This window comes from Pseudomonadota bacterium (assembly GCA_039028935.1).
Taxonomy (GTDB): Bacteria; Pseudomonadota; Gammaproteobacteria; order Steroidobacterales; family SZUA-146; genus SZUA-146.
On the sequence record JBCCHD010000004.1, the window covers coordinates 79,606 to 103,078 of the forward strand.

Below are 23,473 nucleotides of genomic sequence, written 5' to 3' on the forward strand. Positions count from 1 at the left end.
GTCCACGTCGCGCGACAAGAAAGCGGCTCGCTCCGATACTGCGTTGAGGAGATCGGAACCCGTCGTTAGCCCGATCGGGCCAAAAAAGCGCGGACGGCCGACGCCGTCGGGATGGCCGTTTGCGCACCGAGCTCGGTGCAGGCCAAGGCTGCCGCGGCCTGAGCCACACGTGTCGCAGCCGGTAGTGTTTGGCCAGCGGCCAGCTGGGCGGCGAGCGCACCACAGAACGTATCGCCCGCCCCCGTCGTATCGATCGCCTCTACTTCAAACCCCGGCTGTCGTAGACCCACACCCTCCTCACTGAGGTACACACCGTGCGGACCGAGTGTTACCACGCACTCGCGAACCCCCAGTGCGTGAACGACCGAACAGGCCCGCCGCAATGCCTCGTCGCCTGCGGGCTGGCCAGTTCGCAATCCAGAGGTCGCATTCGAGCCTGATGGACCAGACACCGGATCGTCCATGCGCGCCAGAAGATGCGCAAGCTCAATTTGATTGACCACAAGCGTGTCGACTCCCGTCAGCTCCAGGCGATCCAGTGCGCCGACCGGTGCGGCGTTGAGCATGTGTCGGCCGGCAGGAAGGCTCAGTGCCTTACGGACGGTCGCAACCGGAATTTCAAGCTGCATCAGCACCACGGCGGCACGTTCGATGACCGCCTGCGCCGGCGCGAGCAGCGTGGCGTTGCACATTGCGTTGGCGCCCGGCGCCACGCCGATACAGTTTTCTCCGTCCGCGTCGACAAAAATCAACGCCGTACCGGTCGGTTCAGCGCTCGGCACCATGAACTGGCAATCCAAGCCTTCAGACACCAGATTCTCACGCGCCATTCGGCCGTAGTCGTCATCACCCACCGCGCTGATGAAAGTTACCGGTGCCCCGCCCCGCGCGGCCGCGAGCGCCTGATTGGCCCCTTTGCCACCCATGGCCTGAACAAACGCACCGTCGCCGACGGTTTCACCCGGCGTCGGTAAGTGAGCGACCTGCATCACTAAATCGATGTTGGTACTGCCGATCACCACCACCGAGCCGGTTGACCCGCTCATGTCATATTCGCTCCGCGGTAGACGGGGGACGTTGTCATACCAAGCGCGCCATCACGGTTCGGTATTCGTCGAGCACCGCCTCACGGTCAACGTCGACACAGACGTCAACCAGCGGACGGTCTTGCCAAGCGGACACAAACCAATCCTGCTCGCCTTCAGACAAGATTGTCTGGCCGGCGCCGGCGCCGGTCGTCGGAACGCGAATTTGACCACGAACCGTATCAAATAACGTTGGTTTTACTGCGTATATCGCCGCCGACGAGTCGTGTACGTAGCACCCGTTAAGTCCTCGCCACTCACGATGAAATCCCGTGTAGACGCGGCTGATTTGGTAAATAAACTCGCCGACTTCGCCGGCCGTGCGACGGAGCGAATCAAAGTCGTCATCCGTCATAAACACTTGTTGTGTAACATCGAGGCCGACGAGTGTCAGCGGCATCGGCGCGCCAAATACCTCGTCCGCTGCGATCGGATCGCCAAAGACGTTTGCCTCAGCGACCGGTGATACGTTGCCCGAGTGGCCATGCCGACCGGTGGCACCACCCATTATGATCACCTGCTTGACCGCTCGCGCAATGCTCGGTTCACGGCGCAACGCCAACGCCAAATTGGTCAGGCGACCGACGGTGATAACCGTAATTTTGCCGGGATTGGCCATCACTGTTTCCGCGATATAGTCCGCCGCGTGTTGCGACTCGGGCTGGCGCCTCTTGACCACCGGCCCAATATTGCCGAGTCCATCCTGGCCATGAATCAACGCAGGTGGTGGCAAAGGATTGGTGCCATCAAGACCCACCCCCTCACCCACATACACGGGCGCATCGATACCAAAGCGCTCACCCATATACAGCGTATTGCGTGTAGTGAGTTCAACCGGCGCATTCCCAACCCCAGTACAAATACCCCGTAATCGCACTGACGGTGAACCGTGGAGATACAGCAGGGCCATCGCGTCGTCCACGCCCAGATCCGTATCGAAAATAACGTCCAACACAGGGGCAGCCTGTATCATTAGTTGCGCGCCTCACGCAACTCGGCCAGCCGCTGTTTTAAATAGCCGTCCGCCGTATATCGCTCGGACAGCACCACATCGGGCCGCGGGTGCAAAAACAACGGCAATGAAATCCGTGATCGATTGTGATCCGCATCCGGAGGATTGATCACTCGATGGGTTGTGGATGGAAAATAGCCGTCCGAGGCCTCTTGGAGCATATCGCCGGTGTTGATAATCAGGCTGCCAAAATCACAGGGTACGTCCATCCAAGAACCATCCCGCCGACGCACCTGGAGACCGGGTTCCTGTGAGGCGGGCAAAATGGTGATGAGATTAATGTCCTCATGCGCTGCAGCACGAATGGCACTCGGTAATTCATCTCCCTGAAGCGGCGGATAATGCAATATACGCAGCATCGACTGTTCGGAATCGACGAGCATATTCGGCAGCGGCTCGGAATAGGCCTCGCGGACAGCGGTGGGGCTGTGGGCCTCGATCCACCCGAGCAATTCGGCGGCAAAGGCACTGGTCGCGTCAAAATAGGCCAGTAGCTCATCACGCAGGTTGTCGGGGCATTGTCCCCATGTGTAAAACTGAAAGTACTCTTTGATATCCCGGATATCGCTGTGTTTAGCGGCTTCCGCTTCCTCGATCGGGAAAAAGCCGTCATGCGCGGCGGTTTTGAGGTAATCGTGCTTGCGCTGATCGTCGAAAAATCCTTTCCAAGACGAGTAGATAGCATTGACCTGGTCGTGCTGCAGCGGGTGCTCGGTGAGGACGCCGAAACCCGTTTCTCGCAGACTGTCGACGAAACGTTGCGGTGCATCCCCGTCGGTATAGCAAATCGCGTCCAATTCCATGGGCGAATCATAACAAACGGGCGGCCCAAAATGCGGCGACGCCACACCGCCTAAGACTCTGTCTACTTCAGGGGTTGTACTTGTCGGGATTTCTTACAAGAATGTCATACTATGTGAAACGGATTCACTCATAACTAATTTTAGTTGTTTTAATACAGGCACTTATCGTTTTTGGCACGGTGTATGCATAGTACAGACCACGAAACACCTATTTCCGTTCGCGCAAACGAACATTTACTCCGTTTAGATTAGGATTATTACAATGAAAATAAGTAAGTTTTTCACAGGTATGATCGCATCGCTGGCTGCAGCGTCTGTGTTCGCTATTCCTGTTGTGCTCGACATCACGTTTGACGATTTCCCGAACGAAACCTCTTTCGGTATCTGGGATGACTCAGCACTGGTTGGCGATATCTTCGCAGGTATCCCTTACGACGTTGACGCCAGCTCACCAATCGGCTTCGGCGACGGCTTCGTTCTTCCTGGCGACTTCGCCGGTGAAGGCCCTGGTCCTTGGCAGTTCGTTTGGGACCTGGAAGAAGGTGAGTACTTCTTCGCAATCTTTGATTCCTTCGGCGACGGCATCTGCTGCGGCTTCGGTAACGGCGAATACACGCTGACCGTTGACGGCGTTGAAGTGTTCTCAGGTGGCGAGTTCTTCGACATCGACCCTGTTGACGACAACGGCAACTACATCGGCAGCTTCACCGTTGCTGCAGCAGTTGCTGAGCCAAGCACCCTCGCTCTGCTGGGTCTTGGCATGATCGGTCTGGCTGTGGCACGTCGCCGCGCCTAAGGTCGAACTGCAATACCAAGAAAGCCCCGCCTTGTGCGGGGCTTTTTTGTGCCCGCTCGTCGCATAACGTAATCTTGGTCCCTCTATCTTGTTCGGAATCACATTCAATATGACCCTTTTCCGCCTTGCTCGCGCGAACCCAACCACTCTGCGCACAATCCTTCTCGGCCCGATGCTGTTTGTTCTGCTCGCGGCCTGCGGTCCGAGCATCGATTTACCTGAGTTACCCGCTGTCGACACCAGTGCGTTGCTGGCGGACGTTGCGGATCAGCTCGACGCCAATCGAGCGCGGGTCGAAAAATCCCCTGGGAACGCCACGCTAGCTGGCCGTTACGGTCTGGTGCTCGCAACCTATGGACGCGATGAAGCCGCGGATGTCGCCTTTCAGCGCGCCCGATTGCTGGAGCCCGATGAAGCGCGCTGGGCGTTTTATCACGCCTTTGTGTTGCGCCGCTTGAGTCAGCCCGATGCGGCCCTTAGCGCCATCGAGGCCGGCCTGTCGGCGCAACCCGATCAAATCGACCTAGTGGTGAAGCGTGGCGAGCTGTTGTTTGATCTGGCGCGTTTCGACGAGGCAGAGGCCAACTTCGACCAAGCGCTGAATCGCAATCCCAAGTATCCGCTTGCGCAATACTACAAAGGTCGCATTCACATGACTCGGTCCGAGTGGCCTGAGGCGATCAAGCGGTTCGAGAATATGATCCAAGACGGCATTTTGGTTAACGAAGTGCATTTTAACCTCGCCACGGCCTATCGAATGAATGGCGACGCAGCGCTCGCCGAAGAGCAGCTCGCGCTCTCGCAAGGAGACAGCCAACTGAAGATTGCCGGCTTTGATCCGGTCAATATGAAGTTCGACACCCTGAATGTGGGCGACCAGCCTCACGTGCTGCGTGCGGCACGGCATTACCGAAGTGGCAACCTGAATGAAGCCATCGCTGAACTGCGACTCGCCTTTGACAAGAACCCAAATAACGCCGCGACCCACGCTAATTTAATTCGTATGTATGGCCAGAGCAGACAACTCGACAAAGCCATTGAGCACCACGAGCTTGGCAAGGCGATCGATCCCAACTATGCCTTGCTCGACAGCAATATGGGTTTTGCTTACGCCTCGTCCGGCGATTTCGCAAACGCCGTCGACGCATTGACTCGCGCTGCCGAGCAATCGCCCAATGACGCGGCGATACAGGCCGAACTCGGCTTTGCCTTGGGCAAAACAGGCCGGCTTGACGAGGGCATCGAGCGCATGCAGCAGTCGCTGGAACTCAATGCCAATAATCGCGACTTGCGCTTTATATTGGGCGAGGCGATGGTCAAACAACGCCGTTTTCCAGAAGCCATCCAACTCTTCGAATCGGCCTTCGTACCCGGCGACCCCAAAACAGTCGCTATCATGCGTGCGTTAGCGCGCACCCATATGCTCTCGAGCAATCCGAGCGCCGCCGCGGCCACGTTAACCGATGCCATCGAACTTGCCGATTCGCTCGGCAAACCGGATATGGTTGAGGCACTCGAGGCCGATCTCGAGCGGGTGACCGTGGCTAGCTCGCCGAACTGATTCAACTGGGTTTGCCGACATACTATCGATGGCTCATAAGACTCTTGCGCAACGTTCGCCTTCCCGGCAACCCACAGCGAATCCTTTCGCCAGCAGGCTCGTCATAGCGCTTTTATGCCTACTACCGTTGGCCTGCAGCGAACAACCCAATCCGCGCACACAGGACGGCCAACACGCGGAGCTCGGTGCGGCCGCCAGCGGGCCAACACTCACCACGCCAGCGTTCACCGACATTGCTGAGCAGTCTGGATTGTCTTTTTTTCACCACAGCGGCGCGACCGCGAAGAAGTTCTTTCCAGAAATTATGGGCAGTGGCGGCGCGCTCGTGGATTACGACAACGACGGTGATTTGGATGTCGTCTTAATTCAGAGCGGTCGCATCAACCAAATTGATGACCCTCTTTTTCCCTTCGTTGACTCAACCAACCATGTCCAGCTCTTTCGCAACGATCTGCATCACGGCGCGCCGACGTTCACCAATGTGACTGATACAAGCGGTCTTGTGCTCGAGGGTTACGGCATGGGGGTGGCAACGGGCGACCTCAACAACGACGGCTATGCCGACCTGTATCTCACTAACGTTGGCACCAACGCGCTTTTTATCAACAACGGCAATGGCACCTTCACCGAGGCCGATGCGGGGATCGCGGATGATGACGCCGGCTGGTCCACCTCCGCGAGCTTTCTCGATTACGACCTCGATGGCCATCTCGATTTATTCATCACGCGCTATGTCGACGTTGACCTTGTAACGGGGCGCCGCTGCACCAGCAACGATGGCCAGCGCGACTACTGCTCGCCTGATGTGTACGTGCCATTGACCGATCTATTGCTTAAAGGTGACGGCTCAGGACGTCTTTCACCGGTTGAACGGTGGCATGCCGGCGGTCCGGCACCGAGCACAGGGCTTGGTGTGATTGCCGCGGATTTCAACAGCGATGGCTGGACCGACCTGTATGTCGCTAACGACAAAAAGGCCAACCAGCTCTGGATCAACCAAGCCAACGGCCTGTTTGAGGAAACGGCCGTGATGAACGGCAGTGCGTTTGACGCGAACGGCAAAGCCGAAGCGAGCATGGGTGTCACCAGCGGCGATGTCGACGCAGACGGTGACGAAGATCTGTTTATCACGCACCTTAAAGGCGAATCCAATACGCTGTACTTGAATCAAGGTAACGCGATGTTTATCGATTCGACCATTGTCTTTCGGTTGTCGTCCAACAGCTTACCGTCAACCGGGTTTGGTACCGGATGGATCGATCCGGATAACGATGGCGACCTCGACCTATTTGCCGCGAATGGGGCCGTCATGATCGAGTCTAGCCAAATCAACACCGAGCCCTTTCCCTACGTGCAGGCGAACCAGCTTTTCGAGCAGATCGAGGGCTTAAGTTTTGTCGACGCCAGCGCCCCGGCAGGCTTTGCCGATGAACGCCCTGAAATCAGTCGAGGTGCGGCATTTGGCGACATTGATAACGATGGCGACATCGACATTCTCGTCACGAACAACGAGGGGCCCGTGCGTTTGTTGCGTAACGATCAATCCCATAACCATGCCTGGCTAGGCATCAGTGTACAGGGGGTCACCGCCAACCGGGACGCGGCCGGCGCACGCGTGGGCGTCGAACGGAACAATGCACCGACTCTGTGGCGCCGGGTCGGCACCGACGGCAGCTATCTGTCGGCCAATGACAAACGCGTACTGATCGGCCTGGGCGTCGATCCCTCGCTATCCGGTCTTGTGGTGAGCTGGCCAGACGGTCAAACCGAACGTTTTCCTACGCCGACGCTAAATACGTTTATCACCCTGGTGCAAGGCGAGGGGCTGGACTTTTCCAGCGCTGAGCGCGACGTGAGCGGTACACCCTAACTCGCCACTCGACTGCGGTGTTCGCAGCACTGATTCTGGTGCCAAGATTGATCGAACACATAAACGTGAACGGAGACACGCGGCATTCACGAGTACAAAGGGTATGATCAGTGCATGAACATCCAGACCCATTCGTCTGAGGCCGTCTTCCAGCTGATCAGCACGGCATGCCGTCGCGGGGCAATTCAAATGCGAACGACACTCTGCACGCTATTGTTGTGTCTGTCCACAGGCTGCGCCAAGGTCCCCGAATTACCGCTGTTGCCGGTAGTCGATACCACGACGCTGCTGCCGGTCGTGGCCTCGCAGCTTGACGAAGTCAGAGCGCGATTGGAACGACACGATCAGGACGCCAACGTCAATGGCGAATACGGCCTGGTGCTGGCTACTTATGGTCGCGACCAGGAAGCCCGCGTGGCCTTCGAACGGGCACGATTACTCGCCCCCGACAACGATCGGTGGCCCGCGTTTCAAAGCTTTGTATTGCGCCGGCTAGGGCAGCCGGACGACGCCCTCGAGGCGATTGACGCGGCACTCGCGCTCAGCCCCCACCAAGTGGATTATCACGTGCGGCGTGCCCAGCTTTTTTACGACGGTGGACAATTCGATCAAGCTCGACGTGTTGTCGACCACGTGTTGCACACACAACCCAACTATCCACTTGCCCGCTTCTATCTGGGCCGTTTGTTTATGATCGAGAACGAGTGGGAGCAGGCGATCACCCAATTCGAGGGATTATTGAAGTCGGGCATTGCGGTGGAAGAAGTGCATTTTAACTTGTCGCAGGCCCATCGCATGACCGGCAACGCCAAGCAGTCCGCCCATTTTTTAGCACTGGCGCAGCGAGGTGGCGCGCTGAAAATAAATGGATACGATCCCGTGTACATTCAGCTCGCGGGTTATAACGTCGGCGATCAGCCTCATGTCTTGCGCGCAACCCAGTACTATCGTCGCGGCAAGATTTCCGAAGCAGTCGCCGAGATGGCGATCGCACATGAAAAAAACCCAGACAACATTGGCACCCACGTGCATCTGGTGCGAATGTACGGACACAATCGTCAGCTCGATAAGGCGCTCTTTCACTACGAGGCCGCCCGCAGCGTCGATCCGGAATTTAATCAACTCGACAGCAACTTGGGTTTCGCCTATCGCATAGCGGGAGACGATACAAAAGCCGCCGCCGCCTATCAGCGCGCCATTCGGTTGTCGCCATCAAGCGCGGATTTGCACACACAATTGGGGTTGGCGCTCGTGGGCGCGGGACAGAGCGAACTGGCCATTGCGCCCCTTAGCCGCTCACTCGAGCTTGCACCGGGTAATCGACGCGTGCAAATAGAACTGGGGGAATTACTGCTGGATCATCAGCGCTTTGAAGAAGCAATGACGCTGTTTGATCAAAGTTTAGAACCTGAAGATCAAATGACCGTAACTGTGTTGCAACGTATCGCGACGGCGCATGAGCAATTGGGTAATCCTGCTGCGGCGCGCGGCGCGCTCAGCAAAGGTCTTGCAATTGCTGAACAATACGGCAACGACCAACTGGCACAATCGCTGCGCGATAAGATCGGTCAGCTCCAATAATCCATCCGCGCGCGTCAACGAACATCGGGTCGGCTCAGTCGACATCAAACGTCGTTGCTGGGTTGGGCGTTGTGGTGAGCTGTGCGGGTTTGTTGAATACTGTGCCTCAAGCAGACGGCTTACTTTTCTGGCGCGCACAATAATCCTTAAGTGCTTCATCCACCGCTTCATCGATGGGAGGCGGCGTGTAGTCCGCCAGTAGCTGCCGATAAATCGCGTTGGCCTTTTGAGGCGCGGTCGGCTCGCCGGCTTCTTGCCACGTTTCGAAATTCCGCCAGTCGGAAATGAGTGGCGAATAAAACGCCGACTCGTAGCGTGCCTGAGTGTGCGGCGTACCGAAAAAGTGACCACCGGGACCGACGTCGGCAATGGCCTCCAGTGCCAACGTCGAATCATCGACATCAAATTGTTCCAGATACGTAGCCACCATTTGCAGCAGATCGGCATCGAGCACCATTTTTTCAAACGAGGCACACAGGCCGCCCTCCATCCAGCCGGCACCGTGCATCAGCATGTTGGTCTGCCCCATCACCGCACCCCACAGTGCAAACACCGATTCGTACGCCGACTGAGCATCCAATGAGTTGGCCGCGTTCACATTCGATGAGCGATAGGGAAGCCGATAATGCCTGGCAAGCTGGCCGCCGGCCTGGGCCGCGAGCATGTATTCGGGTGTGCCAAATGCCGGTGAGCCGGACTTCATATCGACATTAGAGGTAAACCCACCGTAGACCACCGGGGCACCGGGGCGTACCGTCTGAGCAAACGCGATACCGGCCAGCGCTTCGGCATTTTGCTGTGCTAACGCACCGGCCAAGGTGACGGGCGCCATCGCTCCCGCCAACGTAAAAGGCGTTACCACCACAACCTGATTTCGACGCGCCATTTCGATAATGCCCGTCAGCATCGGTTCGTCGAGCACCAGCGGCGAGTTAGTGTTGATAATCGTCACTAAGCTCGGCTGTTCATCCAGCGCTTCGTGACTCAGCCCGCGTGCCAAGCGAATCATCTCGAGCGCATCTCGGTTGCGCGCTTCACCCAGCGAATAGATGGTAAACACCTTGTCACTCAGCGTCGCTAAATCGTAAATGGCATCGAGGTGACGTGTGGCTGGGTCCAGATCGATCGGCTCGACGGGGTAACCACCAAACAAATGCACAATATTCAGGCTTTGGCCGAGTCGAATAAAATTTTGAAAATCACGCCGATTACCGCTGCGACGACCGCCGTCGAGATCGGACGCGTTGGGCGCGCTGGCGACAGAGCACACATTGAGGTGGCGACCACCCATGGTGAGATTGTGCGCGGGGTTTCGCGCATGCAGCGTAAACGATTCGGGAGCACGACTGATCGCGTCCAGGACAAAGTGGCGATCGAGCTTTACGCGCGGCTCGCCCTGTGACACGTGGACGCCTGCACGAGCGAGAATGGCTCGAGCCTCATCTAACAAAAATACCATTCCCTGCTCTTCAAGAATCGTCAAAGAGGCATGGTGTATGGCCTCAAGCTGCTCAGGACGGAGCACCTCGGCTGGCGGCAGCTGGAGCTTGAGTTGACGCCACGGTGGCTGCGGCAAGCGACCGCTGCGCTCGGCACGACGCGCCTTGCGGCCGGCCTGACGTCGTGCGCGACGTACGGGATGCTCAGATCGGGACATAGCCACTCACCCATTTTCACTGTCTTGAGACTACTTTGACCCCGGAACCCAATGTTGCGCAGGCGCGCCACGCACATGTTAACGCTAGACCCACCCCAACCATTACTCTGTGCGAGCGCTACCGCCGGCGGGACACCAAGATCGACAGAATCGGCAATGGGAGGAAGACATAAAAAAAGGGCGGTGCTCAGCACCGCCCTTTTCCAGTCAGATGATCGACTTGCCTTGAGAACACGTTCTCAGTGCGGTCGCGTTTTAGACTTCGGCTCACAGGTCAGGCACATGTCCTGCAGCTGCCTCGAAAGCTAGGCTTTCTTCGGCCTTCGCCTTTGTGTCGCCACGCATGCGAAGCTGTGTCCGGGCAAGGTTACGTTTCCCTTGCATGCTTCTTTATCGACGCGTTGTCTACGTCCCCCGCCCTCTTCACGCCGGTCGCGAAGTGACGAGTGTCGGTTCAGGGCCGTTTCGACGAACCCGCGACCGTAAGGCCGGTGTTCTATCGCGTCGTTAACGACGCGCGGCGTGCGTCCGAACCGTTGGCCACTGCTTGGTTACGTGGCCCGCCCCATTCCAAGCTGGAGCATTTGGTGTCTGGGTTTGGCGAATGGCCAATTCCTGCACCGTTGAAACTAGGTTAATGCAGTTAGCCGGCCTTTGTCATTACAATAACCTGTATAAATGCTGTGGAAAACTCTGCGGCAGTGCAATCACTCATCAATATCCTACGACGCAAAAATCGCCCACTGCGCAAATAAAAAAGCACAGCCGTATGAAACGGCTGTGCTTTTCGGTATGCAGCATTTGCGTAGGCGAAACGCTTACTTTGCAAATGACTAGCTACGTGATGGGAAGGGTGGCGTCGGCGGCGTCGCCACACCACTACCGGGATTACCTTTCGCAATATTCGTAGCCAACGCAATCATGCCAGAGAGATCGCCCAGGTTGGCCGGCACCACTAACGTATTGCCCTCTTTCGCAAGCTGTCCAAACTGCTCGATATACTGCTGTGCAACCTTCAACTGCATGGCTTCGTTACCGCCGTCGGTCACCAGCGAGCTGGCCACCTCGCGCAAACCCTGAGCCGTCGCTGTCGCCACCGCCAAAATCGCCTCGGCCTCACCTTCGGCTTCGTTGATCTGCTGCTGCTTTGCCGCTTCCGACTCTTTAATAACGCGCTGCTTCTCACCCTCAGCATTGTTGATCTGCGCGTCGCGCTCACCCTCGGAGGTGAGAATCACTGCACGCTTCTCTCGTTCGGCTCGCATTTGCTTTTCCATCGCGCCCAGTACATCGCGCGGCGGGTTAATATTTTTGATTTCGTAGCGCAATACCTTTACGCCCCAAGGGTCAGATGCCTTGTCCAATTCCTGAACCACATTGGCATTGATCGTGCTGCGTTCTTCAAAGGTGCGATCAAGTTCGATCTTACCAATCTCGCTACGCAGCGTGGTTTGCGCGAGCTGCGAAATGGCGAACTCGTAGTTACCAATCCCATACGACGCGCGACGTGGATCAAGCACCTGTAGATACAGCACACCGTCGACGCCCACCTGAACGTTGTCGCGGGTAATGCAAATCTGTTCATTGATATCCGCGGCACGTTCCTTCAGCGAATGTTTGTAGGCAATGCTGTCCAGAAAGGGAATCAGAATATGAAACCCAGCGCCCAACGCACGATTAAATTTACCCAGGCGTTCGACAACGTACGCACTCTGCTGCGGAACGACAACCGTGGATTTGAAGAGTATGACAAGGGCCAGAACGACAAGGCCGATAACTGCCACTGATAAGCTTTCCATAATGTTCCTCTCTTTAACGTTCCTTAATGATCGAAGGATTGACTTCGCCAGCGCGCCGGCTCAGTCCGTCACTTCGACGACCGATAGCTGAATTAGGGGCAAGTGCCCAGGAGTCTATGCGTCCGTGCCGACGTAGAGCGTCAGACCTTCCGAACGATTAATTTGAACACGGGCGCCGCGATCGATGGCATTGGCCCCTTCATTGACCACCGTCCATTTGGACCCTCGATAACTCACTCGACCGACTTCTCCGGCTTCGATGGCCGTATCAAGGGTGAGAAACTCACCAGCCACCCCTTCGCGATAGCCGGGAGAGTTACCGTGGATTTTGGTGTGAAGCGTTTTGCGCAGCGAAAACATGGAGACCAGTGAAAAAACGGCAAATGCAGCCCACTGAGCGCCGGGGGCTAGATCGAGACCAACCGCACCGAGCAGGCCGACCGCGATGGCAGACAGACCCATAAAGACCAAATAAAACTGCGCCTCGATGGCGAAAATCTCCACCGATAGCAGCAATAAGCCCAACGCTACCCAGTACCACCATTCCATAGACATTCTCCGTTGTTGAGGACCTCTATTATACTAAGTCTCGGTTTTTTAAGCAAAAATTTCGGAAGTCACTGGTAAATAGAGATTTTTTATTCCACCAATCTAGTCATTTTCCTTATATTGCAGAGCAGCAACATCAGGTCACACCCCCGCCGCGCGTTCCGTCGATGATCAAGCTTCATTTTTACATAATTCGTTCATTATGCGCACCGCGGGCGGGGGGGCTCGCGAGACTGGGGTGGACGGGCGCCCAGCGGTCGCCTGGGTCGTTATCGCATCACGAACGGGTTGGCCATCGGTTCGTCAGACACGTTGATCCACGTGGTCTTGGTGCGGGTATAGTCGAGCACCGACTCGGCCCCCGCCTCGCGACCGTAGCCAGACTGGTTGTACCCCCCAAACGGTGCCAGAGGGGATATCGCGCGATAGCTGTTGACCCAGCAGATGCCCGCTTTAAGCCGTTTCGACACGCGATGGGCACGAGCCAGGTTTTGGGTAAACACGCCGGAACCCAGACCATAGACACTGTCGTTGGCCAGCTTGATCGCTTCCTCTTCATCCTCAAAGGTCAGAAGCGACATCACCGGACCAAACATCTCGACTTGCAGCGTTGCTGTTTCAGGCGTCCGGCACTCGATTAAGGTAGGCGAGAAGTAATGGCCATCATTCAGACCCGGTGGCCGCTCACCCCCAAAATGTACGTGCCCCCCCTGCTGCACAGCCGTGGCCAGTGTGCGCTCGATTCGCGTTACCTGTTCGGCTGTGCAAAGCGGACCCACATGGGTTCGCTCATCCAACGGATCACCCACAACGATCGACGCTGCCTTTTCCTGTAATCGCTCGATGAGCGCCGTTTTCACGCTCGCGTGCACCAGCCCGCGGGACGCCGCGACACACGATTGGCCGGAGGCACCAAAGTTGCCGGCGATGAGTCCGTTAGCCGCACTATCAAGATCCGCATCATCGAATATTAACAGTGGGGATTTACCGCCAAGTTCCAATGTGGTGACCGCGAAGTTGTGCGCGGAATTGCGTACCACGTGCCGCGCGGTGTCCGGGCCGCCGGTAAACGCGATGCGGTCAACCGCCGGATGCGATGTGAGCGGAATTGCGCAGTGCTCCGCATCCCCCGTTACAACGGACACGACACCTGGGGGAAACCCCGCCTCATCGATCAATCGAGCAAACTCAAGCATGGCGCACGGCGCAATTTCCGAGGCTTTCAGCACAACCGTACACCCCGCGGCCAGCGCCGGTCCGAGTTTCGTGGCCGTTAAAAACATTTGCGCATTCCACGGCACGATGGCCGCCACCACCCCAATCGGCTCTCGCGTGGTGTAAACATGCATATCGGGTTTATCGATCGGAATTGTCGCGCCTTCGAGCTTGTCGGCCAGACCCGCGAAATACCGGTAGTAGTCGGCGACGTACGCGGTTTGCGCCATCGTCTCTATCGCCAACTTGCCACTGTCGGTCGTTTCAATTTTGCCCAAGACGGCCGCATTGGCCTCCACGATGTCGGCCAAGCGATAAAGCAGTTTGCCTCTCGCGGTGGCGGTTAGGGTTGACCATTCTCCTTCCAGCGCCCGTCGCGCACCCAATACAGCCCGGTCGATATCGCTCTGCGCCGCGCAATCAAAAGACGCCCACCTTTTGCCGTTCGCGGGGTTGGCGCTGTCCATCACCTGCCCGTCCGCTCCGGCAACAAACTCACCATTGATGTACAACGAGAAATGACGATTCACACCACCCTCCATCATGAACTCCTTCTTAAACTCTGACTGTTGATGCGATGAAGCGCCGCAATGGAAGGCACAAATTGGTCAAGCAAACGCTGGCATCACGTCTTCAATGAAACGGTTGAGTGTCGCTTGCTTGCGGGCGGCCGTCATACCATTGTCCAGCCAGAGCGCAAACTCATCAAACCCCAGCGACTCATAGCGCCGGATGCGTTCGATCACTTCGTCTTTCGTGCCGATGACCAAATTACGCTGCATTTTGTCGGGCGAATACATATCGATGGCCTCAATCTCATCGTCCGAAAGACGCTTGATAAAGCCATTACTGACCGGCCGTTCATTACGGAACCACGCACCAAAATGGGCGTAGTAACGACTCAGGCGTTTGGCGGCATCTTTGGCGTCCGCTTCATCTGTTGCCACGTATGTATGTTGTAACAGCATGATTTGTGGACGCGGAATTTCACTGAACTTCGCGCAGGATGCATTAAATGTGTCCACTAGCTGATTGATTTCCTCTTCGCCCTGCCAAAGCGGCGTCACCTGCACATTGCAGCCTTCGCAAATCGCAAACTCGTGGCTGTTGGGGTCGCGCGCGGCAATCCACAGCGGCGGTCCATCAGGCTGCCGAGGACGCGGTGAGATCGACGACTTAGGGAACGAGTAAAACTGTCCATCGTGGGCATAATCGCCAGCCCAAAGTTTGCGTAGTGTGGGCACAATCTCGCGCATGCGACCGCCGGCTTCCCACGCATCCATGCCAGGCATGAGTCGCTCGTACTCGTAACTGTACGCACCTCGAGCAATACCCAGCTCCAGCCGACCATCCGACACCACGTCGGTCATCGCGGCCTCGCCCGCCAGCTTAATGGGATGCCAAAACGGCGCGATCACCGTACCTGTGCCGAGGCGCACATTACGCGTGCGACGCGCCAGATCGGTAAGACTGATGAACGGATTGGGCGCAATCGTGAAATCCATTCCATGGTGTTCACCAGTCCAGATCGCATGAAAACCGCCTGCATCGGCGATCTCGCACAACGCGATAAACTCATCATACAGTTGGGCATGGGGTGGCATCGACTCGTCATCGGTCAGCCGCTCCATGTGTGCAAACAGGGAAAATCTCATAGGCCTTCTCCTCCATTGGCGTTGCCAACATTGACCGCGTGCACATCGCCCTCTATTTCATCGCCAACATAAAGTCGAAACACGCCGTGCTGACGCTCAAGACGCCAGCGTTTCATCATGTCGCCAATGGCTGGTGTCGAAAACGTTACGTCGTCGAGGTTGTCGATAGCAATATACTCACCCGCACCGCTCGTGCTGGATTGCGCCATGCCGCGGTAGAAAGTGAAGTACTCACCCGTGCGGTTTTCAAATACGGAATACACGGGACCAAACTTCACGTCGATTTCGGCCGCCCTGAGATGATCGCGCAGAAGGACGAGTGAGCCGGCCCTGTGCTGCACCTCGAGTGAGGGTGGCTGCAAACCCGACTCGGTGCGCATCAATAGCACTTTGCCGTCGTGTTCAATGATTGCGCCCACATGCCAAGCACGCGAGGCGCGCGGCATCTCGGCGGCCAAGCGCTCCAGCCCGAGACTGAAGTACCCGCCGTTGGCGTACCCCAGTCCTGGGCGATCATGTACCTCAAAGGCGCGCACACGGCCAAGCAAGAGCTGGTGATCGCCAGCCGGCATGCGCTCATGCACCGAGCAGGAAAAGGACGCGGAAACGCCCGCAAACAGAGGACTCCCGTAGGCATCGTGATGCCATGCCACCTGACCAAAACGATCTTCAATGGGACGCGCGAATACGTTCGACACGTCTTCTTGATTTTCGGCGAGAATGTTAACGGCAAAATGGTCGCATTGAAGAAACGCATCGAGACTGGTCAACGCGTTCGATGGGCAAACCAGCACCAGCGGTGGTTCGAGCGACACCGAGGTGAACGAGTTTGCCGTGAACCCCACCGGCAGTCCTTCGGGCGTATAGGTCGTCACCACCGTAACACCCGTCATGAACGTTCCGAACGCCTTTCGCAATTCAAGTTGTGCATCAACCGACATGGCGTTCATCCATAGAGAAGTTCACCGACGCCGCCCAATCTATCATTGCCTCAGGAATTCGCCTAGCCGCCCATTGACCGGACCGGCGTGCGTCAGCGTAAGCATGTGCGCAGCACGATCAATGACCGCCAATTGGCCCAAGCGTGCCTCATCGGCCAACGCTTGACTCATGCGCGCCGTGGAATTGGGGTCTGCGCTACCGGTCAGAAACAGCAGCGGTATCGCGCATGAGCTCAGCCAGGAATCGGACAGGCCCGCCACGCCGGCAAATGCGGCGTAGGCCGGCGCGTAACCACCTCGCGCTGTGGCGTGCCGTAACCACTTGCGACACAGTTCCGCATTGCCGGCGTCCGATCCATGCGGTCGCTCGCCAAACCAGCGCGTCAATGTCGCGGAATGATCGACTTTGCCGGTCAACTGTGTCGCGCGCGCCATAACCGCTGCCTGTGCCTTGTCATCGCGCCGATACACCGGCGACACAAGCGCCATTCGACTCACCGGCAACCGACCCCGCGCACTCAGCTCTGCGGCCAGCAGCGCGCCAAGCGAATGACCCACCACCGCGACTGGTTCAGACGTGAGCGAGCGAAGACCTTCTTCGATCGCCACCGCAAAGCTCGATAGCGCGTTGTTGTTCGGCGTTTGGGACACCAACGCACTACCGCCATGCCCCGGCAGGTCGACACTGATAACACGATGCTGAGTCGCCAATGCTTCCTGCTGAGACCGCCACACGTCCGCACACAAACCCACGCCATGCAGCAATACAACCGTCGCGCCCTGACCTTGATCGATCACGCTCAAGCCGCCCGGCAGCAGACGTCGTTTTGGGAACACCCGCATGGCCACTAATTATTAGGCAAGCTACTCATCGCCATAGAATAAATTAATGTCGCGACCCTTGACGATGCAGAGACGGCGCGCGTCTTGGCAACCCCGACTGAATACCGCACACTCAGGGCGATTAGGGAGACTTTTATGACCGATCTTACTTTGTCGGTGGACCAGATCCGCGCGCTTGCTGCCGAGTGCCTGATCCGCCACGGGTGTAATGAAACCAACGCGAACGCGGTCGCAACGACGATTGCTCACGCCGAGCGGGACGGCTGTCACTCACATGGATTGATGCGCCTCGCCGGCTATGTCGCCGCACTGGATAGCGGTAAGGTCAACGGACACGCCAATCCGCGCACAATGCAGATCGCGCCGGCCGTGCTGCGTGTGGACGGAGATGGCGGATTCGCACCGCTGGCACTGGCCGAAAGTCGAGATGAATTCATCGCCCTCACTCAGCACACGGGCATCGCGGCTATGGGCATCGCAAACACCCATCATTTTGCCGCGCTCTGGGCGGAAGTCGAACCGCTCGCCACCGCTGGTCTTTGCGCAATGGCCTGTGTCTCCTACAAACCCGCCGTCATTCCGGCAGGTGGACAACAACCGCTTTATGGCACCAACCCCATGGCATTTGGTTGGCCGCGCAAAGACGCGCCGCCGGTACTGTTTGATCAAGCCTCTGCCGTAATGGCCCGGGGAGAGGTGATGCTCGCCGCTCGCGAGGGCCACACGTTGCCAGAGGGCGTTGGAGTCGACAAAGCGGGTCAACCAACCACCGATCCAAACGCAATCCTCGATGGCGCGTTACTGGCATTCGGCGGCCATAAAGGTTCTTCGATTGCAATGATGATCGAACTTCTCGCCGGGCCATTGATCGGTGAAGTCTTGAGCTTGGAAGCCGCGGCCAACGACAACAACGATGGCGGCCCGCCGCGTGGCGGCGAATTCTTGCTCGCGATGGATCCCTCTCGCTTTGGCGATGCCGACGGTTGGGCCGATCACGCTGAGGCGTTATTTGCACGAATCTCAGCGCAACCCGGCGCGCGCCTACCTAGCAGCCGACGCTACGAAGCGCGCGCAACAGCATTGCGCAACGGCGTCGAGATCAGTCGCGCTGTGCACGATAAAATCCGAGCGCTGTGATTCACTTACGATCCCCTGATTCTCTTCTTTTGGAAAAACCATGCAAACCGAACAGTTTCCGAATCTTATTAACGGTGCCTGGATTCAGAGCAACACGTCTATTCGCAACGTCAACCCATCCGATACACGCGAGGTTATCGGCGACTACGCCTCCGCCACAACATCCGATGTCGACAATGCGGTATCCGCCGCCCGAGAAGCGTTCGACAACTGGTCGCAAAGCGAACTCGAAGACCGTAAGCGAATACTCGACTACATCGGCGATGAACTGATTCGCCGTAGCAGTGAACTTGGCGAATTGCTGGCACGCGAAGAAGGCAAACCCAAGGCAGAAGGCGCCGGTGAGGTCTATCGCGCCGGGCAGTTCTTCCAATATTACGGGGCCGAAGTGCTGCGGCAGATGGGCGAGAACGCCGCTTCTGTGCGACCCGGCATCGACATCGATGTGCATCGCGAACCGCTCGGGGTGATCGGCGTGATTACGCCCTGGAACTTTCCCACGGCCATCGCCGCCTGGAAAATCGCGCCTGCGCTGGCCTATGGGAACTGCGTGGTTCTTAAGCCCGCCGAACTCACACCGGCCAGTGCCTGGGCGCTGAGCGAGATCATCCAACGTAGCGGTTTGCCCCACGGCGTATTCAATTTAGTCATGGGCGCGGGTAGTGTGGTGGGTGAACACCTTACTCACCACCCCGAGGTCGACGCGGTGAGTTTTACCGGCTCGGTGCCCGTTGGTCGACATATCGCACAGAATGTCACGGCGCGCATGGCGCGTGTACAGCTTGAGATGGGCAGCAAGAACGCCCTGGTCGTGCTCGACGATGCAGACCTTGATCTCGCGGTTTCCTGCGCCGTCGGTGGCGCGTTTGGTGGCACCGGCCAAAAGTGCACAGCCTCGAGTCGACTCGTCGTGCAAGCCGGCATTCATGACGCGTTTGTCGAGCGCCTCATCGGCGCCACACAAGCGCTAACCGTCGGGCACGCGCTGACCGACGGCACACAAATCGGACCACTTGTCGACGATACCCAGCTGGCGAAGAACCTAGGATACATTGAGCTCGCCAAAGAAGAAGGCGCAACCCTGGCATGCGGTGGCCACACGGTCGATACCGGGGTGCCCGGTCATTACCTAGCGCCAACCCTGTTTACCCAGACGCACAACACCATGAAAGTGAATCGCGAAGAGCTGTTTGGCCCTATTGCCTGTGTCATTAAGGTCGATACCTATGAAGAAGCCCTGGCCGTTTCCAATGATTCAGACTATGGCCTCACGGCGGGCATCATGACTCGCTCGCTCGAACACGCCGCGCATTTTAAACGCCACGCCAAGGCCGGCTGCGTTATGGTCAATTTGCCCACAGCAGGCACCGACTATCACGTACCCTTTGGAGGCCGAAAGGCATCCAGCTATGGTCCGCGCGAACAGGGCTCGTACGCCAAGGAGTTCTACACCATTGTGAAAACCTGCTACAGCAAACCGTACTAGCCGATGCTCGATCGCGACGATATTCTGATTATCGATGGGCTCCAGTACATCAACTGGACACGCGAACTGTATGAGGAGGCTCGCGATCACGGCGTTAATGCCATACATGTAACCATCGCGTACTGGGAGAACACCAAAGAAACGTTGGCCAACATCGGTCACTGGCATAAGCAGTTTCGCGCACATGCTGACTTGCTGTTGCACGTTCAAACCGCCGACGACATCACCCGGGCACAGCAACAGAATAAGCTCGGCATTATTTTCGGACTGCAGAACTGCTCACCGATCGAAGACGATCTCACTATGGTGGACATTCTCCACCGACTCGGTGTCCGCATCATGCAACTGAGCTACAACAACCAAAGCTTGCTCGCCACCGGCTGCTATGAACAGGATGATCCCGGCATCACGCGGTTCGGTCGAGAGGTCATTCGGGAGATGAACCGAGTGGGCATGGTCGTGGACATGTCGCATAGCGCCGAACGCTCCACGTTGGAGGCAATGGCCATTTCTGAGCGCCCAATCGCCATTACACACGCCAATCCGAGTGCTTTTCATGCTGCGCTGCGCAATAAATCATCACGCGTTCTGGAGGAATTAGGGCGCTCGGGTGGTATGCTTGGCCTGAGTTTGTATCCGTTTCACCTTAAGCATGGTTCGGACTGCACGCTCGAGTCATTTTGCCAAATGGTGGCCGACACCGTCGAACTAATGGGTTCAGAACACGTCGGTATCGGGTCTGATCTTTGTCAGAACTGGGGCTACCAAACACTCGCATGGATGCGCAGCGGCCGATGGGCGGCTGACATCGACCACGGAGAAGGATCAGCCGCTGACCCGGCCTGGCCGGCGCAGCCAACGTGGTTTCAAAATAATCAACATTTTGGCAATTTGATTAACGGACTTGGGGAAGTCGGTTTTAACGCGGAAGAAATCCGCCGGATTATGGGAGGGAACTGGTTGCGGTTTTTTGCATCCTCATTTGATGCAATGGACACCCAGAATACGTAATGCCTCCCTTTCCAGCCCAATCGCACTCCCTGCCACTACGCGCCGCCGGCGACGTCATGGATCCGTCGCGCCTCGGCGCACACTATCCGACGCGCCTGAGTTTTATGCGTGTGCTCACACGCAAATTAATTCAGGACAAATGGGTCATCGATCGTTCGCATTTTCACCTTGGGCCCGACGGCAATGGCGAGGTGCACTATACGATTACCACGCCCAACGATCACTTTACTTTCGTCGCCTTTATTCATGCTCTCGATGACGACGAGCGATCCGATCGCGTGATTGCCGAACGCTGGGACCTCACCGCGACACTATGTGGCGGCGCCGTAAGCGCCGAGCACTTGCAGAAGCTACGTGAAAACGTGCCGCTGCAAGAGAAAGGACGGCTCGACAGTCGTTCGATTGTCCTGACTCGCGCCAACAAGAGTTCGCGCAACTTTGAGTATGTGGTTGCTCAACTCGCATCGGGCCATCAGCCCAGCGCCGACGCGTTGGCGCAAACCGGTTATCTTTACCGCACTACCGCTGTATACGGTAGCAGCAAATTCGGCATGGCCGACTGGTCGTTTGTGCGCAGCCGCTTTCCCGACTTCTCAACGCCCTTTGCGGCCGAGATGTTTAGCTGCTATCTGCTTCGACAGGTGTCCTTCGACATCGCCGAGCACCTCGCCCACTTACGCGCACCGACCACTGCCTGCAGCCTGTCCGCCGACGTCAAACGTTATCTGGGCATCGGAAACGCGACGGGCCTCGGCATGGCCCCGTTTCTGATTTGCCGACCGCTACTCATCCATCAATGGATGGCGTGTCGTGAGCTCGCACTCGCGCGCGTACGTGCGAGTGGGCCGGCAACTGATCGTACCCGTGCACGACTGATCAGCCTGCTCAGGCGCGCACGTCAACATCTCAATGAAACCGTGACCGGCAACGAAGAACAAAATGCGATCAATGCCACCGCCGCAACCAACCTAGGTCATATCATCGACTTCCTGCGGCACACGGACTGCCACTGGGATCAGTTGATTGAGGAAAGCGCGCGGTGGTGTCTGGACTCACAGGAAGTCGTGGTGGCCTGCCTCATTGAGCTGTTTCCGCGGTTGGTCGACGATTTGACGCAATCGATGACATCGGATGAGCACTACGACATTCGCCCAGAGCAGTCACTCAGGTCGCTGCGCGATACACTGGAACACCATTACGACTGGTCCTTGGCAATCGACTTTGACGATCCCGCTTCACGTCGCATGTTCTGGTATCGATCAATTGAAAAAATGGAGCCACGTCTTGGCGATATTCAGGTCGATGAAGGCGTAGACCGACAGCTCCACCTGGATATCGCGCTCCAGGTCAGCGAGCTTTACGATTACGTATGTGAACATCTGCGCCGCCACCCCGACGAACGCGTTGCGCATTTTCTTATCCAATTTCCGATGCTGCGCTACATTGTTCGACGGGTACAGACCATGGCTCAGACGCTGTACGGCGAGATTCGCGAGAACATGCTGAGTGCTAAAGTGGCCCCCACGAAGCTTATGCGCGCCAAATTGTCGTTCTTTGGTGCCAGCAAATTCGATCCAAAATCTCGTCTATGGGTACGCAACACGATGTTTCAGGGCGCACCGACGGTTGACGATTTGACCGCCACGCCGGTTGGCGAGCGCGCAGAGCTCGGCATCAACACCACCCTTGACGATTGGAATTTCCCTTTACTTCCTCAACACGATGCGACTGTCTAGCGGCGAATTTCTTGCTCTGCTAAAACGCGCATTTGAAGGCGCCGGCTGGAAGCACGGCCGTTACGAAGACGCGGCCACCACAACTTGGTGGCTGCAAATCCACGGCATAAATTGGCTACAGTATTTGACTGAGCGCGGACCTCGCCTCTTTGAATCGGCGGCCACGGTTCCCGAGCTGCTGCTCAATACACCGTCGCGCAGCGTACTTGACGGCATGCGCTCCAGTTACTTGCACTGCGGCGCCGCGGCAACTGATTTGGTTTACGCCAACGCCTGTATTGAAAAACTCACCTCGGTCGAAACGCGTAACTGCCTCGATCGTGTCATGGTCATACCGGGTCTTGTCACATTGGCACGGCGCAATGCCAGCGCGATTGCTCGCTGGTATTCTCGCACTTGCCTGCACGTCGCGTTTATCGACGCCGGCGCGACACATCCGACCTACCAGCAGTATTTGCTCCCTCCCATGCACGAAAGCACTACCCAATCTCTTTTTCTGATCTGTAGTCTCGACAATGAAGGGGTCAATCACTACCATCGAAGCATACGGTCGCTCGATCAGACCCACACATTGCTGCGTTCGATCAGCCCCGAAGAGTTTCGCCAAACCGCACAAACTGTGCAGACTGGCGGCATCGAACTACCCGCTGAAGCCATTAACTTTTTCAATGGCTTTGGTAATCGTGTTCTGGTCGAAGCATCAGAACAGTCTCGCCAAGGCGCCGGATAACACATT

Annotated in this window: 19 protein-coding genes; 9 read left to right on the forward strand and 10 right to left on the reverse strand. The window is 57.2% G+C overall.

Annotated elements, in window-relative coordinates:
- Nucleotides 1-65 precede the first annotated feature (65 nt).
- From AAF465_03215 to AAF465_03225, 3 genes are read right to left on the reverse strand one after another with little or no spacing between them, the layout of a single operon-like run.
- Entirely contained in the window at nucleotides 66-1,046 is a 981-nt protein-coding gene (locus AAF465_03215) for a ribokinase (protein MEM7081719.1), read from the reverse strand.
- 34 nt (nucleotides 1,047-1,080) lie between these two features.
- Nucleotides 1,081-2,058, reverse strand: coding sequence for a nucleoside hydrolase (locus AAF465_03220; protein MEM7081720.1), 978 nt, complete (start codon nucleotides 2,056-2,058; stop codon nucleotides 1,081-1,083).
- Nucleotides 2,058-2,900, reverse strand: a complete 843-nt coding sequence (locus AAF465_03225) for a 2OG-Fe(II) oxygenase family protein (GenBank protein MEM7081721.1) — start codon at nucleotides 2,898-2,900, stop codon at nucleotides 2,058-2,060. The genes AAF465_03220 and AAF465_03225 overlap by 1 nt, the downstream gene beginning before the upstream one ends.
- A 262-nt stretch (nucleotides 2,901-3,162) precedes the next feature.
- On the opposite strand from AAF465_03225, the gene AAF465_03230 reads away from it, so the two are divergent.
- From AAF465_03230 to AAF465_03245, 4 genes are all read left to right on the forward strand, one after another.
- Entirely contained in the window at nucleotides 3,163-3,696 is a 534-nt protein-coding gene (locus AAF465_03230) for a PEP-CTERM sorting domain-containing protein (protein MEM7081722.1), read from the forward strand.
- Between the two features lie 109 nt (nucleotides 3,697-3,805).
- Complete coding sequence (locus tag AAF465_03235; protein MEM7081723.1) at nucleotides 3,806-5,257, forward strand: tetratricopeptide repeat protein; 1,452 nt, start codon at nucleotides 3,806-3,808, stop codon at nucleotides 5,255-5,257.
- 28 nt (nucleotides 5,258-5,285) lie between these two features.
- Complete coding sequence (locus AAF465_03240) at nucleotides 5,286-7,127, forward strand: CRTAC1 family protein (GenBank protein MEM7081724.1); 1,842 nt, start codon at nucleotides 5,286-5,288, stop codon at nucleotides 7,125-7,127.
- A gap of 114 nt (nucleotides 7,128-7,241) precedes the next feature.
- Nucleotides 7,242-8,708 (forward strand): tetratricopeptide repeat protein, encoded by a 1,467-nt coding sequence (locus tag AAF465_03245; GenBank protein MEM7081725.1) that lies wholly within the window; start codon nucleotides 7,242-7,244, stop codon nucleotides 8,706-8,708.
- Between the two features lie 106 nt (nucleotides 8,709-8,814).
- Here the strand turns inward: AAF465_03245 and AAF465_03250 are convergent, their stop codons facing one another.
- From AAF465_03250 to AAF465_03280, 7 genes are all read right to left on the reverse strand, one after another.
- On the reverse strand, nucleotides 8,815-10,365 hold the full coding sequence (locus AAF465_03250; protein MEM7081726.1) for a trimethylamine methyltransferase family protein: 1,551 nt from the start codon (nucleotides 10,363-10,365) through the stop codon (nucleotides 8,815-8,817).
- 833 nt (nucleotides 10,366-11,198) lie between these two features.
- Complete coding sequence (locus AAF465_03255; protein MEM7081727.1) at nucleotides 11,199-12,164, reverse strand: SPFH domain-containing protein; 966 nt, start codon at nucleotides 12,162-12,164, stop codon at nucleotides 11,199-11,201.
- A gap of 114 nt (nucleotides 12,165-12,278) precedes the next feature.
- Nucleotides 12,279-12,713: an NfeD family protein gene (locus tag AAF465_03260; protein MEM7081728.1), complete on the reverse strand. Its 435-nt coding sequence runs from the start codon at nucleotides 12,711-12,713 to the stop codon at nucleotides 12,279-12,281.
- Nucleotides 12,714-12,982: 269 nt separating this feature from the next.
- Entirely contained in the window at nucleotides 12,983-14,470 is a 1,488-nt protein-coding gene (locus AAF465_03265) for an aldehyde dehydrogenase (protein MEM7081729.1), read from the reverse strand.
- A 66-nt stretch (nucleotides 14,471-14,536) separates the two neighbouring features.
- Nucleotides 14,537-15,583 carry an LLM class flavin-dependent oxidoreductase gene (locus AAF465_03270; protein MEM7081730.1) on the reverse strand — a complete coding sequence of 349 codons (1,047 nt, stop codon included), beginning with the start codon at nucleotides 15,581-15,583 and terminating at the stop codon, nucleotides 14,537-14,539.
- Nucleotides 15,580-16,524: a flavin reductase family protein gene (locus AAF465_03275; GenBank protein MEM7081731.1), complete on the reverse strand. Its 945-nt coding sequence runs from the start codon at nucleotides 16,522-16,524 to the stop codon at nucleotides 15,580-15,582. The genes AAF465_03270 and AAF465_03275 overlap by 4 nt, the downstream gene beginning before the upstream one ends.
- A gap of 42 nt (nucleotides 16,525-16,566) precedes the next feature.
- Nucleotides 16,567-17,367 (reverse strand): alpha/beta hydrolase, encoded by an 801-nt coding sequence (locus AAF465_03280; protein ID MEM7081732.1) that lies wholly within the window; start codon nucleotides 17,365-17,367, stop codon nucleotides 16,567-16,569.
- Between the two features lie 135 nt (nucleotides 17,368-17,502).
- On the opposite strand from AAF465_03280, the gene AAF465_03285 reads away from it, so the two are divergent.
- From AAF465_03285 to AAF465_03305, 5 genes are read left to right on the forward strand one after another with little or no spacing between them, the layout of a single operon-like run.
- Nucleotides 17,503-18,504 carry an Ldh family oxidoreductase gene (locus AAF465_03285; GenBank protein ID MEM7081733.1) on the forward strand — a complete coding sequence of 334 codons (1,002 nt, stop codon included), beginning with the start codon at nucleotides 17,503-17,505 and terminating at the stop codon, nucleotides 18,502-18,504.
- A 40-nt stretch (nucleotides 18,505-18,544) separates the two neighbouring features.
- Nucleotides 18,545-19,990 carry an aldehyde dehydrogenase family protein gene (locus tag AAF465_03290; GenBank protein ID MEM7081734.1) on the forward strand — a complete coding sequence of 482 codons (1,446 nt, stop codon included), beginning with the start codon at nucleotides 18,545-18,547 and terminating at the stop codon, nucleotides 19,988-19,990.
- Nucleotides 19,991-19,993: 3 nt separating this feature from the next.
- Nucleotides 19,994-21,001, forward strand: a complete 1,008-nt coding sequence (locus AAF465_03295; protein ID MEM7081735.1) for a membrane dipeptidase — start codon at nucleotides 19,994-19,996, stop codon at nucleotides 20,999-21,001.
- Entirely contained in the window at nucleotides 21,001-22,737 is a 1,737-nt protein-coding gene (locus AAF465_03300) for a hypothetical protein (protein MEM7081736.1), read from the forward strand. Before AAF465_03295 ends, AAF465_03300 begins: the two co-directional genes overlap by 1 nt.
- Nucleotides 22,724-23,467: a DUF3726 domain-containing protein gene (locus tag AAF465_03305; GenBank protein ID MEM7081737.1), complete on the forward strand. Its 744-nt coding sequence runs from the start codon at nucleotides 22,724-22,726 to the stop codon at nucleotides 23,465-23,467. The genes AAF465_03300 and AAF465_03305 overlap by 14 nt, the downstream gene beginning before the upstream one ends.
- Nucleotides 23,468-23,473: the final 6 nt, after the last annotated feature.

Coding starts and splice junctions, on each gene's coding strand:
- AAF465_03280 (MEM7081732.1), bottom strand. CDS start 17,367: ATGCGGGTGTTCCCAAAACGACGTCTGCTGCCGGGCGGCTTGAGCGTG.
- AAF465_03215 (MEM7081719.1), bottom strand. CDS start 1,046: ATGAGCGGGTCAACCGGCTCGGTGGTGGTGATCGGCAGTACCAACATC.
- AAF465_03225 (MEM7081721.1), bottom strand. CDS start 2,900: ATGGAATTGGACGCGATTTGCTATACCGACGGGGATGCACCGCAACGT.
- AAF465_03245 (MEM7081725.1), top strand. CDS start 7,242: ATGAACATCCAGACCCATTCGTCTGAGGCCGTCTTCCAGCTGATCAGC.
- AAF465_03275 (MEM7081731.1), bottom strand. CDS start 16,524: ATGTCGGTTGATGCACAACTTGAATTGCGAAAGGCGTTCGGAACGTTC.
- AAF465_03240 (MEM7081724.1), top strand. CDS start 5,286: ATGGCTCATAAGACTCTTGCGCAACGTTCGCCTTCCCGGCAACCCACA.
- AAF465_03285 (MEM7081733.1), top strand. CDS start 17,503: ATGACCGATCTTACTTTGTCGGTGGACCAGATCCGCGCGCTTGCTGCC.
- AAF465_03300 (MEM7081736.1), top strand. CDS start 21,001: ATGCCTCCCTTTCCAGCCCAATCGCACTCCCTGCCACTACGCGCCGCC.
- AAF465_03230 (MEM7081722.1), top strand. CDS start 3,163: ATGAAAATAAGTAAGTTTTTCACAGGTATGATCGCATCGCTGGCTGCA.
- AAF465_03295 (MEM7081735.1), top strand. CDS start 19,994: ATGCTCGATCGCGACGATATTCTGATTATCGATGGGCTCCAGTACATC.
- AAF465_03305 (MEM7081737.1), top strand. CDS start 22,724: ATGCGACTGTCTAGCGGCGAATTTCTTGCTCTGCTAAAACGCGCATTT.
- AAF465_03250 (MEM7081726.1), bottom strand. CDS start 10,365: ATGTCCCGATCTGAGCATCCCGTACGTCGCGCACGACGTCAGGCCGGC.
- AAF465_03290 (MEM7081734.1), top strand. CDS start 18,545: ATGCAAACCGAACAGTTTCCGAATCTTATTAACGGTGCCTGGATTCAG.
- AAF465_03220 (MEM7081720.1), bottom strand. CDS start 2,058: ATGATACAGGCTGCCCCTGTGTTGGACGTTATTTTCGATACGGATCTG.
- AAF465_03255 (MEM7081727.1), bottom strand. CDS start 12,164: ATGGAAAGCTTATCAGTGGCAGTTATCGGCCTTGTCGTTCTGGCCCTT.
- AAF465_03235 (MEM7081723.1), top strand. CDS start 3,806: ATGACCCTTTTCCGCCTTGCTCGCGCGAACCCAACCACTCTGCGCACA.
- AAF465_03265 (MEM7081729.1), bottom strand. CDS start 14,470: ATGGAGGGTGGTGTGAATCGTCATTTCTCGTTGTACATCAATGGTGAG.
- AAF465_03270 (MEM7081730.1), bottom strand. CDS start 15,583: ATGAGATTTTCCCTGTTTGCACACATGGAGCGGCTGACCGATGACGAG.
- AAF465_03260 (MEM7081728.1), bottom strand. CDS start 12,713: ATGGAATGGTGGTACTGGGTAGCGTTGGGCTTATTGCTGCTATCGGTG.